We start from the raw sequence: 12,624 nt of genomic DNA on the forward strand, positions 1-12,624 counted from the left end.
AAGTTAGAGGCGAACGATCCGCCGACCCCGGGACTCCGCCGTGCGCCCATCCGCGCCCCTGCTCAGCGTGCGTGAGGTCTCCCTCACCCACGCGGAAGCCGAGCGTCCCTCGCCGCGGGACGTGAGCTTCGACATCCACCCCGGCGAGGTGGTGCTGCTGCTCGGCCCGTCCGGATCGGGAAAATCCACGCTCACCCTCTCCCTCAACGGGCTCATCCCGCACGCGCTGCCGGCGACCATGACCGGAAGCGTCCGCGCGGGCGGCATCGACACGGCGACCGCGCAGACGGCCACGCTGAGCACCCACGTCGCCATGGTCTTCCAGGACCCGGACGCGCAGATCGTGACCGGAACCGTCTACGACGAAGTGGCGTTCGGCCCGGAGAATCTGCTCCTCCCGCTCGAGGTCGTCCGGACCAGGACAGAAGAGGCCCTGCGCCGAGTGGGCCTGTGGGAGCGCCGTCGGGAGAACCCCGACCACCTCTCCGGGGGAGGACGGCAGCGACTCGCGATCGCGTGCGCCCTCGCGATGGGGTCGCCGCTGATCGTGCTCGACGAGCCGACGGCCAACCTCGACCCGCAGGGCATCGACGACGTGTACGCGGCGCTGACCGAGGTCGTCGCCGCCGGCGACCGGGCGATCCTGCTCGTCGAGCACAACCTCGACGCGGCGATGGGCTTCGTGACGCGCACGATCGTCCTCGACCGCGAGGGGCGCGTCGCGTTCGACGGACCTGCTGCGGAGGTCATCCGCGACCACGCCGACGAACTGGTCGCCATGGGGGTCTGGCTGCCCGGCGCGACCCTCGCCGCGCTCCGGCTGCGCGCCCAGGGACACCGGATCGACCCGCTGCCGCTGTCACCGGAGGACCTCGCTGCGGCGCTCCCCTCGCGTCCGGCGTCGGATGCTTCGGATCGGGCGCACCGAGCCGAAGCATTCGACGCGGCCGAGACGCGAGCCGAAGAGCCTCTGATCCGGGCGCGCGGGCTGACCGTGAAGCGTCGGCGCACGGAGATCCTGCACGACATCGACCTCGACCTGGCAGCCGGCACGCTGACGGCGATCGTCGGCGCCAACGGCGCGGGCAAGACCACCCTGATCCAGGCGCTGGCCGGTGTCGTCCCTCCGCCGCGGGGGCAGGTCCGCATCGACGGCATGGATCCGGGCTCGGCGTCTCCGCGCGATCTGGCCGAGCACATCGGCTTCGTGTTCCAGAACCCCGAGCACCAGTTCATCGCGCACACCGTGTTCGACGAGCTGGCGCACGGGCTGCGCCTGCGACACCTGCCCGACGACGAGATCACGGCCAGGGTCGACGAGATGCTCGCCCGGTTCGGCCTGGAGCACAAAGCCGCCGTCCACCCCTTCCTGCTGTCCGGCGGGGAGAAGCGACGCCTCTCGGTCGGCACGGCCCTGATCACGCGGCCGCGGGTGCTGGCACTGGACGAACCCAGCTTCGGACAGGACAGAGCCCGCGCCTCCGAGCTCCTCGATCTGCTCGCCCGTCTGCGCGCCGAGGGGACGACCATCGTCATCGTCACGCATGACCTGCAGCTCGTCGCCGAGCACACCACGCACACGGTGGTGCTGGCCGACGGGCGAGTACGTGCCGCCGGCCGCACGTCCGTGCTCTTCCAAGACGAGAGCCTGTTCACGGGTGCGGGGCTGCGTCTCCCTGCCCTCCAGCGCGTGCTCGCCTCCGCCGACGTCGGGGGCCTGTCGTGACCGCCGACAGTCGCACCGCTGGCGTCGGCTCCGTCGACCCCTACGCCGGGATGGCGGCTTCGTCCCCGAGGCAGTTCCTGTACGCGCTGAACCCGCTCGCGAAGGTGGCGGGGTTCGCGCCGGCGATGATCCTGCTCGTGTTCGTCCGCGATCTCGCGACCCCGGCCGCGTTCCTCGTGCTCGCCTACGCTCTGATCCTGCTCGGCGCCCGGCTGACCGGCCGTCTGCTCGCGCTGCTGCTGCTCGGACTTCCCGCCGGGATGCTCGCCATCGGCGTCGGCTTCTCCCTGTGGGTGGATGCCGCGCGCGTCGCCGACAGCGTGCCCGTGCTGCGGATCGGAGACTGGACGCTGTTCAGCGGAGCCCTGCTGATCGGCTTCGCCACCGCGCTGCGCCTCGGCTCGATCGTCGCCCTCGCCCTCATCGGCGGGCTCACCACCAGCGGACCCGACCTCGTGCGGGCCAGCGTGCAGCAGCTCCGTGTGCCGTATCGGATCGGCTACACCGCCCTCGCGGCGTTCCGCTTCGTGCCGCGGTTCGGGCACGAGCTCTCCGTCATCAGGGCCGCGCACCGGGTACGCGGCTATCACGGCGGCCGCGGCCCGTTCGCCCGGATCGCTCGCGGCTGGGGCTACATCGTGCCGCTGCTCGCCGGCGCCATCCGCCACGCGGAACGGGTGGCCCTCGCGATGGACTCGCGCGCGTTCGGAGCGCACCCGTCCCGGACCGAGCGCCATCTGGTGCCGTTCCGCGCCCGGGACGTCGTGTTCACGGCGGCGGCCCTGGTCGCTTCCGCCGCCATCTTCCTCGTCTTCTTCCCCTGGCAGCTTCCCTGAAAGGCGCCCCATGGCATTCAGCAAGATGGTCAAACCCGCATCGTCCGAGCTCCTGCACCTCACCGTCCTGCGCGCGGAGCGGCTTTCGGCGCACTGGCTCCGCGTCACGCTCGGCGGGGGCGAGATCGACCGGTTCCAGCCGATGGGCTTCGACCAGTGGTTCCGCCTGTTCCTGCCGATCGGCGGCGACGCGGGGCTCGAGCGCGTCCCGGCGAAGGCGAACAGGATGTTCGGCTATCTGAAGTTCCTGCGCATCCCCGACGGTGAGCGTCCCGTCATGCGCAACTACACCGTGCGTGCGTATCGTCCGGCGAAGGACGGCGCCGGCGCGGAGATCGACGTGGACTTCGTGCTGCACGGCTCCGCCGCGGACGGCACGGCAGGGCCCGCGTCGCGGTGGGCGGAGACCTGCCGTCCGGGCGAGCACGTGCTCATCATCGACGAGGGCCTCGCGTTCAATCCGCAACGGGGGACGGATCGCGTCGTCCTCGTCGGCGACGAGACCGCGCTTCCGGCGATCTCCGCGATCTGCGCCTCCCTGCCCGAGAACGCGGTCGGCACCGCGATCATCGAGGTCCCGGCCGACGAGGACGCAATGGCGTTCCCGCATCCGTCCGGAATCGAGGTCGTGAGGATCGTCCGCCCCCACGGCACCGCCCCCGGCGCTCTCGCGCTCGAAGCTCTCGGTCGCACCGCACTGCCCGAGGCACCGTTCCACGCCTACGCGGCCGGCGAGCAGGCGCTCGCCTCCGGGGCGCGCAAGCACCTCGTCGGAGAGCGCGGCGTCGACAGGAACGCGGTCAGCTTCTGCGGCTACTGGAAGATCGGCGCCTCCTCCCCCGCGTCGAAGGCGGCTCGCGAGGCCGCAGCGGAGCCCCTGGCATGACCGGCTCGGAGGAGACGCACGGCACCGCGCGACCCGCGTCGCCACGGCCTGCGCGATTCCGGTTCCCCACCGCGATCCTGCTCACCTGCGCGGCGCTGGGCGTCGCCGGCGGACTGCTGCTGGCACCGGCGAACTGGCTCTCCACGATCCTGTTCCCCGGGCTGCCCTTCGTCAGCGTCGGCCTCGCAGGCCTGTGGCTGCTTCCCTCGGTGATCGCCCTCCGCCTGCTGCGGCGTCCTCTCGTCGGACTCCTGGTCGGGCTGCTCGCCGGTCTGGTCATCGTGCCGTTCTCCGGCTACGGCTTCGGCAGTGTCGCCACCAACCTGTGGTGGGCCGCCTTCACCGAGCTGCCGTTCCTGTTCGTGCTGTGGCGGTACTGGGGTACCTGGCTGCACTACGTGGGCGCCGTGATCGTCAGCATCGTCTATCCGCTGCTCGCCTGGGCCTCTTTCGACCTCGCAGCCTTCCCGCTGGGCATCCAGGTGTTGTTCTTCGCGATCACGCTGGCCAGCTGCGTCGGCGCCACCGCCCTGGGCATCCTGATCGCCGACCGTCTCCGCAAGGCCGGCGTCGGCCGCCCCTGACCCCCGGCCTCCCCACGCCCGCTTTCCCCCGCACAACTTCGGAGATCCGCTTTCCCCCGCACAACTTCGGAGATCCAGACCGACACGCCGGGCGGAAGGATGCCGTCACGGTGTGTCGACCACAGATCTCCGAAGTTGTGCAGGAGCAGGCCAGGAGCGTAAGCATGAGGAGAACGGACGGGACGGGGCGGAGCCGGGGATGGCGCTCGGGAGGGCCGCCTGTTCAGAGAGCGAGGTGCAGGCGGAGGGCCTCGTCGATCGCGCCCATCAGCTCGGCAGGGACCCAGCCCACCGGCTTCACGATGCGCGCGACCGCCACCGTCCTCACCTGCTCCGCCTGCGCCTTGGAATCGTGATGCAACCCCGTGGTCTCAGCCGGGAGCTTCACCTGGAACGGGTAGACCTTCGTGGCGTGGGACGTGACCGGCACGACGGTGACCGTGGCCCCCGACGACCTCAGGGCCGCAGCGTTCGCCGTGTTGTTGCTCACCACGACGGCCGGGCGGGTCTTGCGCGCCTCGGAGCCCACCGCGGGATCGAAGGCTACGAGGACGATCTGTCCGCGCCGAAGCAGCGGGATCGTCGTGTCAGTCACGCGGACGCCAGCCCGTCGCCGATCGCGGTATCCCATTCGTCGTCGTGGCCCTCGGCGTAGGCCTCGGCATAGGCATCCGCCAGGCGACTCTCTCGGAGGAGACGCACCGCGTCGTGCACTGCCGCCGAGCGGGACGGATAGCGCCCTTCCAGCGCCTCGGCGTCGAGGAAGGCGAGGTCGGCTTCCGTGAGGCTCAGGCTGACTTTCGCGGTAGGCATGCCGAAATGCTACCTCCGGTACGACGATGGTGCTACCGGCATCGGCACCTTCCCCGCGCCTCCCTCCCCCGCCTCCAGGGCGGGGTGAGGGAGGGTGGGGTGGGGTCAGCGCTTGCCCGCGATCTGGCGACCGACGATCTCGCGCATGATCTCGTTCGTGCCGCCGTAGATGCGGTGCACGCGGGCGTCGAGGAAGGCCCGGGCGATGGGGTACTCGGTGATGTAGCCGTAGCCGCCGTGCAGCTGCACCCCGGCGTCGAGCACCTCCCACTCGCGCTCGGTGGCCCAGAACTTGACCTTCGCGGCCTCCTCGGCCGAGAGCTTGCCGTCCTTGTACGCGAGCAGCGCGCGGTCGATGTAGGCCCACAGCGCGTCGACCGTGGTCGCCATGTCGGCGATCGTGAAGCGGCTGTTCTGGAAGTCGATGATCCGCTCGCCGAACGCCTCGCGGTCCTTCGTGTACGCGACGGTCCAGTCGAGGGCGGCCTGCGCGGCAGCGGCACCCGCGACGCCGATCGACAGGCGCTCGAGGGGCAGGTTCATCATGAGCTGGATGAAGCCCATGCCCTCCTTGCCGCCGATCAGGTTCTCCTCAGGGACGAACACGTCGCTGAACGAGAGCTCGGCCGTGTCGTGCCCCTGGAAGCCCATCTTGTGCAGCTTCTTGCCGTGATCGAAGCCCTCCATCCCGTTCTCGATCAGCACCAGGCTGAACGCGTCAGGACGGTTGCCCTCGCCGGTCTTGACGAAGGTCACCACGAGGTCGGCGGTCGCACCGGACGAGATGAACGTCTTCGCGCCGTTGACGACGTAGCCGCCGTCGACCTTCTTCGCGGTGGTCTTGATGCCGCGGAGGTCGGAGCCCGCACCGGGCTCGGTCATGGCGAGCGCGCCGATGACCTCGCCGGTGGCCATGCGCGGCAGCCACTTCTCCTTCTGCTCCTGCGTGCCCATGTGCACCAGGTAGGGGACCGCGAGGTCGTCCTGGATGCCGAACGCACCGGCGAGCGACCCGGCACCGGCGGCGATGACCTCTTCGTTCACGACCGCCCGGAAGCGGTAGTCCTGCAGCATGCCTGCTCCGCCGAACTCCTCGGGAACCGACAGCCCGATGATCCCGGCCTCGCCGGCCGCGAGCATCGTGGCCCGGTCGACCTCCCCGTCGGCGTTCCACTTCTCGATCGCCTCGTTGTTCACGTGGCGCTTGACGAAGTCCTTGACCAGGTCCCGGAATGCCTCGTGATCCTCGTCGTAGATGTCGCGTTCCATGCCGTCCTCCTGAACGTCTCGTGCATCGTTGCTCCGGGAATTCTATGCCGCGAACACGGGGCAGCCCCGGAGATTGTGAGAATGCATCTCACGAGTGGTGACACTCGGTACCGTCGTTGTGGAAAGCCGCAACGCGCCCCGGTGGCCGTGCTCAGTGCGCGTAATCGGGGGCGGGAGGCAGCCCGAAGAACTCCTCGAGCGTGTGGAAGCCACCGTCGTGATAGGCCGCTGCGAGGTCGACTCCGACGTATCGAAGGTGCCACGGCTCCGGGGCATAGCCGGTGACGGGTGTCCCCACCTGTTCGTACCGGACGATGAACCCGTACTCCCATGCATGCGCCGCCACCCAGTCGCTCTGGGGAGTGCCACCGAATCCGTCGAGACCCCCGCACGCCGAATCGCAGGCGACCACGTCCAGCGCGAGCCCGGTCTGATGCTCGCTGTGCCCCGGACGGGCTGATCCGGCATCCGCAGTCGACTGACCCTGGGCCCGCACGTGCGCATCGTAGGTCGTCACCTGCAGCCCGTATGAGCGGTATCCGTTGTTCGCTCCGATACGTCCGGCACCCGCGGCTGCCGCGTCCTCCGCCATCCGCCCCACTGCACCCGCGACGTCCGCGCGCACGCGACCGGAGAGCGTCGTCATCTGCAGAGGCACCGAATCCAGCGGCGCGGGCTCGTAGTCGGGCGGATCCAGCGGCAGGCTCTTGTTCACGACCACCCAGACGCGTGCGGGGTCGGTGAGCGAGACGCAGGGCGCGTTCCCGGCGACGACCGCCTCGCGGAAGCGGGCACCACCACCGAATTCCGCGATGGTGGCCGCGTCGTCGCCGTGTGCGATGGCGTCCTGCACGCCGGGGTCGGAGCAGGGATCTGCGGCGGTCGTCGCCGCGACGTCGACGGGAGGAACCTGCAGGACAGCGGCCGGCTCCGGCATCGCCCCCGCGTCGGCCGGCTCGAGGGGCGCCGTCACGAGCGACAGCAGCATCCCGATCGCGGTCACGGCCACGCCGATGGGCAGCGCGGGGCCGCGGATCGGAGAGCGCGGAACCGCGTGCTGAGCAAGCGGCGGGGTGGGCATTGCCTCATTCTTTCATTCGAAACTATGTCGCATCATGGCTTGCAGTCTCTTCGATCTTCTGTTCGAATGGAGGAATGCGCTGGCAGGGACAGAAGGTCGGAGAGACGGATGCCGCGGCGCTCCCCGGCCTCGAAGACCGGTCGAGCGTCCTGCGATCGGTGACCACGCCCGAGTTCGCGGGGATGACGTTCCACGAGGTGCTGTCGAAGTCGGCGCTGAACCACGTGCCCGGCGCGTCTCGTATGCCCTTCGCGTGGACCATCAACCCGTACCGCGGCTGCTCCCATGCCTGCGTCTACTGCTTCGCCCGCGGAACCCACGAGTATCTCGACCTCGACGGCGGCGCGGACTTCGACTCGCAGATCGTCGTCAAGGTCAACGTGGTCGAGGTGCTCGAGCGTGAGCTGCGCAAGGGCAGCTGGGCTCATGAGACCGTGGCGCTCGGAACGAACACCGACCCGTACCAGCGGGCGGAGGGCCGCTACAAGCTCATGCCGGGGATCATCGAGACGCTCGCCGCCTCCGGCACCCCGATGTCGATCCTCACCAAGGGCACGCTCATCCGCCGCGACATCCCGCTGCTGGTGAAGGCCGCGCAGCGGGTACCGGTGGATGTGCAGATGTCGATCGCGATGTACGACGACGAGCTGCAGAAGGCGATCGAACCCGGAGCCCCGACGACGCAGGCTCGGCTCGACACGGTGCGTGCGCTGGCCGACGCGGGCTTTCCCGTGACGGTGTTCCTCATGCCGATCATGCCGCACATGACCGACTCGCTGGCCGCGATCGACAGTGCCCTGGTCCGCATCAAGGAGGCCGGAGCGCGCTCGGTGATCTACGGGGCGCTGCACCTGCGCCCTGGCGTGAAGCCGTGGTTCTTCGAGTGGCTCGGAGCGCACCGCCCCGACCTGGTCTCCTCGTACCGCGGACTGTACCCGGGTGCTTCGGCCGAGGCGCCGAAGGGGTATCGGCAGTGGCTCGCCAAGCGTGCGCGTCCTCTCATCCGCATGCACGGGCTCGACGGCCGGCACGAAGACGACTATCCCCGGCGCGGGTTCCGGCCGGGGCAGGGGCACGTGCAGACGAGTGCTCCCACGGCGGGCCCGGTGATCTTCACACCGAGCGCGCGGGCCGCGGCCTCCCCCGCCCAGCCGATGCTGTTCTGACCCGTCCGGCACCGTCCTCTCGGCCGCGTAGGCTCGATGACCATGGCCATCGGTTCCACAGTCCACACGTTCGAGGTGCAGCTCGCCGACACGGATCGAGGCGTCTACGAGGACTATTCGCTGCGCGTGGCGCGCCATCCGTCCGAGACCGACGCCTACATGCTGACGCGCGTGCTCGCCTACGGTCTCGAGTTCGCGGAGGGCATCGCGTTCGGTGGGAGCATCTCGTCGACCGAGGAGCCGGCCGTCCTCGTGCGGGACATGACCGGGCTGATCACCGTCTGGGTGGAGATCGGAGCGCCGGACGCCGAACGGCTCCATCACGGGAGCCGTCTGGCGGAACGGACCGTGGTGTACACCCACCGCGACCCTTCGAAGGTGATGGCCCCCTGGACGGATAAGCGCATCCACCGCCGCGAGGACCTCCGCGTCCGCAGTTTCGATCCCGGCTTCATCGACACCGCCGCCGCTCTGATCGAGCGCCGCAACACCATGACCCTCACTGTGACCGAGGGCGTCCTGTACCTCGACCTCAACGGCACGAGTCTGACCTCCGCGGTGCACGTGCACGAGCTCCCCTGACGCCCCCCGTTCCATCGCCGAGTGCACGCGTTCTCGCCGAGCGCACGGCTTCTTCACGCGCACATCCCGTGCGCTCGACGGCATCCCGTGCACTCGCGGCCGGCTGGCCGCGCGCACGACGAAGGCCCCGCCCCGCGAGCGAGCGGGACGGGGCCTTCGGAGAGGAGGGTCAGGCGGTCAGGGTGGCGGCGGTCGGCACGCGACCCGCGATCTCCTCGATCACGTCGTCGTCCAGACGGGCGTTCTCGAACGGGGCGTCGATCTCGGCGCGGTCGAGCAGCTCGGTCATGCGGCGCTGGCGCTGGCGCGTGATCAGCGTGACGACGCGTCCCGAACGACCGGCGCGACCGGTGCGACCCGAGCGGTGCAGGTACGTCTTGTACTCGTCGGGGGCGTCGGCCTGGACGACCAGGTCGATGTCGTCGACGTGGATGCCGCGGGCGGCGACATCGGTGGCGACGAGCACGTTCACGCGACCGGAGGTCAGACGCTCGAGGTTGCGCGTGCGCTTGGCCTGGTTCAGGTCTCCGTGCAGCGAGACGGCCGGGATGCCGGCGTCGTCGAACTGCTCGGCGAGCATGTCGGCGTAGGCGCGGGTGCGGGCGAAGACGAGCGTCTTGCCGTCACGGTCGACGAGCGACGTGAGGATGTCGGCCTTGTCGCGGTGCTCGATCACGAGCACGCGGTGCTCGATCGTGCTGGACTCCTGGTCTTCACCGGCAACTTCGTACACGGCCGGGTCGACGAGGAACTCGTCGACGAGAGCCGCGACCTCGCGGTCCAGCGTCGCCGAGAAGAGCAGCTTCTGGCTGCCCTCCGCCGTGTGACGCAGGATGCGCTGCACCGGCTCGACGAAGCCGAGCTCGCACATGTGGTCGGCCTCGTCGAGCACCGCGATGCGGCAGTCCGAGAGGTCGAGCTTGCCCTGGTTGATGAGGTCCTCGACGCGGCCGGGGGTACCGATCACGATGTCGACGCCCTTCTTCAGCGCACCCACCTGGCGGCCCTGCGGCACGCCACCGTAGATCTGCGTGGTGAACAGGCCGACGCTGCGGGCGATCGGCTGGATGGTGCGGTCGATCTGCAGGGCGAGCTCGCGCGTCGGAGCGAGGATGATCGCGCGCGGCGACCGTCCGAACTCGCGACGCTTGCCGGCCTGCGACTGCAGCACGCGCTCGACGAGCGGTGCGCCGAAGGCGATGGTCTTGCCGGATCCGGTGCGGCCGCGGGCGAGCACGTCGCGTCCACCGAGCACGGCAGGGATGCTGGCCGCCTGGATGGGGAACGGAGTCGCCGCCCCCATGTTCGCGAGGGTCTCCACGATGTTGGAACCGAGCCCGAGGTCGCCGAAGGTCACACCGTCGACCTCGACGGCCGCCACGGACTTGGCCTCGAGGCGCTCGTGCACCACGTCGTCCGTCGGCTCGAACGCGGCCTTGGGCTTGGCGTTCCAGTCGTTGCGGGTGGGACGCTCGTCACGGCGCGGACGCTCGTCACGGCGCGGACGCTCGGTGCGGTAGGCGCCGCCGGTCGAGGGACGCTCGCGCCCACCCTCGAACGAACGCTGGGTGCGGTCGCGGTCGAAGGCACGGCGTGCACGGTCGGCGTCGTAGGAGCGCTCGGGGCGCTCGCCGGCGCGGTCGTTCGTCCTGCCACGGTCGCCGGAGCGGTCATCGCGGCGCGGACGGTCGTCACGGTCGAAGCGCGGCCGGTCGTTCCCGCGGTCGTTGTACCGGGGGCGGTCGCCGCCACGCTCGCTGTCGAAGCGCGGCCGGTCGTTGCCGCGGTCGTTGAACCGAGGACGCCCGCCATCGCGGTGGTCGTTGTCGCGGAAGCCCTGGCGCTGGGATCCGCCGGAGCGGTCATCGCGACGCGGACGGTCGTCACGATCGAACCGGGGGCGGTCGCCGCCACGGTCGTCGCGGTAGGTCCCGGGGCCGGTCGGGCGCTGCCCGGCGCGGTCATCCCGGCGTGCGCGGTCGTCGAAGCGTCCGGAACCGGCACGGTCGCCGAACCGGGGACGCTCCGCGCGCTCGTCGAAACGGGGGCGCTCGTCGCGGCGGTGCGGCGCGTCCCGACGGCCGGACTCGGCCCGATTGCGGATGCCGCGGGCCTCGTCGCGACCGGCACGCTCCGAGGCGCTCCAGCGACGCTTGGGGGCGCCGGACTCTGCCTCTTCGGGACGGTATCCGCGGTGACCGGCACTGCGGCTGCCCGGTCGACGGTCGTAGCCGCCCGCCGCAGGTGCGGAGCGGCGGTCGCCGGCATCCGCGCGTCCGCCGCGCTCGTCGCGTGCGGGACCGCCGTTGTGGCGCTCGTGGAAGGAGGTCTTCTTCGCGCCGTAGCGCGGTTCGAAGTTGGCGGACGGACGCCCGCCGCGGGGCTTCTTGTTCTTCGGCATTGCGGTGTCTTTCTGTGTTCTCGCACGAGAACAGCGCCGCGCGCACGCGCAAGCACCCTGCGCAGGATCGATGGTCGACCAGCGGGGTTCCGGACTGTCAGCGGCCGGGGCCATTCATGTGATGGTTGATTAGCGTCGAGCGACGCTCACCATCGGCCCCTGGACTCACACTTCATACACAGAAAACGTCCGCGCCAACGCGCGGGTGTCCGAAGCCGACCGTACAAGTGTAGCCGGTGCGCCTGGGAGAGTGCCGACCGGGCGTGTGGTCATACGATGTCGAAGTGAACTCCGCATCTCCCACCGGCACCCAGATCGACCTTCGCCTCGGCGACGTGACCGCGCAGATCGCGCAGGTCGGGGCATCCCTCCGTGCGCTGCAGATCGGCGGGGTCGACCTCATCTCGCCGTATCCCCTCGATCGTCCGACGCCGTCGTGCTCCGGAGTGGTCCTGGTTCCGTGGCCGAACCGGGTGCGGGACGGGCGGTGGGACGACGACGGCACGGCGCGCGCCCTCGCCATCACCGAGCCGAAGCTGAACAACGCCAGCCACGGCCTTCTCCGCTTCACGGCGTACGAGATCTCGCAGACCGCGTCCGAGGCCGTCCTGCGCGCGACGATCGTGCCGCAGACCGGGTACCCGTACCTGATCGAGACGGAGGTCGTGTACACGGTGGCCCCCGACGGCATCGAGGTGACGCACACGCTCACGAACCGGTCCGATTCCCCGGCTCCCGTCGCGCTCGGCACCCATCCGTTCGTGACGATCGGCGACGTGGATCCGCATGATCTGGTGCTGCGCGTTCCGGCACAGACGGCCTTCGTGACGGACGACCGCATGCTGCCCACAGGCACGCGCCCGGCTGAGGCGGCTCTGCGAGACGGAGTCCGCGTCGGCGATGTGTTCCTGGACACCGGCTTCACCGACCTCGCGCGCGACGCGGACGGACGCGTGCGCCACTCCCTCACCGCCCCCGACGGCCGCCGCGTGACGCTGTGGCAGGGCGAAGGTTTCGACTACGTGCAGGTGTACACGGCGACGAACTATCCCGGCACTCCGCTCGCTGTCGCGATCGAGCCGATGACGGCTCCCGCCGATGCGTTCAACAGCGGTCTCGGCATCCGTCGCCTCGCTCCCGACGAGACCTGGACGCTCCACTGGGGCATCGCCCTGAGCTGACGCCGCCCCACTCGGCGAGTGCACGGCTCGACGCCGAGTGCACGGGATCGGTGCGTGCGGAACCCGTGCACTCGGCGCGAAGCCGTGCACTCGGCGCCG

At 70.3% G+C, this 12,624-nt stretch carries 12 protein-coding genes; 7 read left to right on the plus strand and 5 right to left on the minus strand.

Going from position 1 to position 12,624, the window contains the following annotated elements:
- Nucleotides 1–40 precede the first annotated feature (40 nt).
- From F6A08_RS16095 to F6A08_RS16110, 4 genes are read left to right on the plus strand one after another with little or no spacing between them, the layout of a single operon-like run.
- Nucleotides 41–1,726 carry an ABC transporter ATP-binding protein gene (locus F6A08_RS16095; RefSeq protein ID WP_151460013.1) on the plus strand — a complete coding sequence of 562 codons (1,686 nt, stop codon included), beginning with the start codon at nt 41–43 and terminating at the stop codon, nt 1,724–1,726.
- Between the two features lie 50 nt (nt 1,727–1,776).
- Nucleotides 1,777–2,562: an energy-coupling factor transporter transmembrane component T gene (locus F6A08_RS16100; RefSeq protein ID WP_151460143.1), complete on the plus strand. Its 786-nt coding sequence runs from the start codon at nt 1,777–1,779 to the stop codon at nt 2,560–2,562.
- 10 nt (nt 2,563–2,572) lie between these two features.
- Nucleotides 2,573–3,448, plus strand: coding sequence for a siderophore-interacting protein (locus F6A08_RS16105; RefSeq protein WP_151460014.1), 876 nt, complete (start codon nt 2,573–2,575; stop codon nt 3,446–3,448).
- A complete protein-coding gene (locus F6A08_RS16110) occupies nt 3,445–4,032 on the plus strand; it encodes an ECF transporter S component (RefSeq protein ID WP_151460015.1) in 588 nt (195 codons plus the stop codon). Before F6A08_RS16105 ends, F6A08_RS16110 begins: the two co-directional genes overlap by 4 nt.
- Before the next feature lie 223 nt (nt 4,033–4,255).
- Here the strand turns inward: F6A08_RS16110 and F6A08_RS16115 are convergent, their stop codons facing one another.
- The 4 genes from F6A08_RS16115 to F6A08_RS16130 form a co-directional block, all read right to left on the minus strand.
- Nucleotides 4,256–4,627, minus strand: a complete 372-nt coding sequence (locus tag F6A08_RS16115) for a type II toxin-antitoxin system PemK/MazF family toxin (protein WP_017204322.1) — start codon at nt 4,625–4,627, stop codon at nt 4,256–4,258.
- Nucleotides 4,624–4,845, minus strand: coding sequence for a ribbon-helix-helix domain-containing protein (locus F6A08_RS16120; RefSeq protein ID WP_017204321.1), 222 nt, complete (start codon nt 4,843–4,845; stop codon nt 4,624–4,626). The genes F6A08_RS16115 and F6A08_RS16120 overlap by 4 nt, the downstream gene beginning before the upstream one ends.
- Nucleotides 4,846–4,950: 105 nt before the next feature.
- Entirely contained in the window at nt 4,951–6,114 is a 1,164-nt protein-coding gene (locus F6A08_RS16125) for an acyl-CoA dehydrogenase family protein (protein WP_017204320.1), read from the minus strand.
- Between the two features lie 151 nt (nt 6,115–6,265).
- The gene (locus tag F6A08_RS16130; protein WP_151460016.1) at nt 6,266–7,195 is read right to left on the minus strand and encodes a M15 family metallopeptidase; all 930 of its coding nucleotides are present in this window, start codon (nt 7,193–7,195) and stop codon (nt 6,266–6,268) included.
- Nucleotides 7,196–7,269: 74 nt separating this feature from the next.
- On the opposite strand from F6A08_RS16130, the gene F6A08_RS16135 reads away from it, so the two are divergent.
- Nucleotides 7,270–8,361 carry an Rv2578c family radical SAM protein gene (locus F6A08_RS16135; RefSeq protein ID WP_151460017.1) on the plus strand — a complete coding sequence of 364 codons (1,092 nt, stop codon included), beginning with the start codon at nt 7,270–7,272 and terminating at the stop codon, nt 8,359–8,361.
- Nucleotides 8,362–8,403: 42 nt separating this feature from the next.
- Nucleotides 8,404–8,943, plus strand: coding sequence for a YaeQ family protein (locus F6A08_RS16140; protein WP_151460018.1), 540 nt, complete (start codon nt 8,404–8,406; stop codon nt 8,941–8,943).
- Nucleotides 8,944–9,112: 169 nt separating this feature from the next.
- Here F6A08_RS16140 and F6A08_RS16145 read toward each other — a convergent pair whose 3' ends face one another.
- On the minus strand, nt 9,113–11,344 hold the full coding sequence (locus F6A08_RS16145; protein ID WP_124894747.1) for a DEAD/DEAH box helicase: 2,232 nt from the start codon (nt 11,342–11,344) through the stop codon (nt 9,113–9,115).
- Between the two features lie 284 nt (nt 11,345–11,628).
- Between F6A08_RS16145 and F6A08_RS16150 the strand changes: the two genes are divergently transcribed.
- Nucleotides 11,629–12,525, plus strand: coding sequence for an aldose 1-epimerase family protein (locus tag F6A08_RS16150; RefSeq protein ID WP_151460019.1), 897 nt, complete (start codon nt 11,629–11,631; stop codon nt 12,523–12,525).
- The last annotated feature ends 99 nt before the right edge of the window (nt 12,526–12,624 follow it).

The sequence above is a fragment of the Microbacterium algeriense genome, assembly GCF_008868005.1.
GTDB classification, from domain to species: domain Bacteria; phylum Actinomycetota; class Actinomycetes; order Actinomycetales; family Microbacteriaceae; genus Microbacterium; species Microbacterium algeriense.

Coding starts and splice junctions, on each gene's coding strand:
- F6A08_RS16100 (WP_151460143.1), top strand. CDS start 1,777: ATGGCGGCTTCGTCCCCGAGGCAGTTCCTGTACGCGCTGAACCCGCTC.
- F6A08_RS16105 (WP_151460014.1), top strand. CDS start 2,573: ATGGCATTCAGCAAGATGGTCAAACCCGCATCGTCCGAGCTCCTGCAC.
- F6A08_RS16110 (WP_151460015.1), top strand. CDS start 3,445: ATGACCGGCTCGGAGGAGACGCACGGCACCGCGCGACCCGCGTCGCCA.
- F6A08_RS16120 (WP_017204321.1), bottom strand. CDS start 4,845: ATGCCTACCGCGAAAGTCAGCCTGAGCCTCACGGAAGCCGACCTCGCC.
- F6A08_RS16125 (WP_017204320.1), bottom strand. CDS start 6,114: ATGGAACGCGACATCTACGACGAGGATCACGAGGCATTCCGGGACCTG.
- F6A08_RS16130 (WP_151460016.1), bottom strand. CDS start 7,195: ATGCCCACCCCGCCGCTTGCTCAGCACGCGGTTCCGCGCTCTCCGATC.
- F6A08_RS16135 (WP_151460017.1), top strand. CDS start 7,270: ATGCGCTGGCAGGGACAGAAGGTCGGAGAGACGGATGCCGCGGCGCTC.
- F6A08_RS16140 (WP_151460018.1), top strand. CDS start 8,404: ATGGCCATCGGTTCCACAGTCCACACGTTCGAGGTGCAGCTCGCCGAC.
- F6A08_RS16145 (WP_124894747.1), bottom strand. CDS start 11,344: ATGCCGAAGAACAAGAAGCCCCGCGGCGGGCGTCCGTCCGCCAACTTC.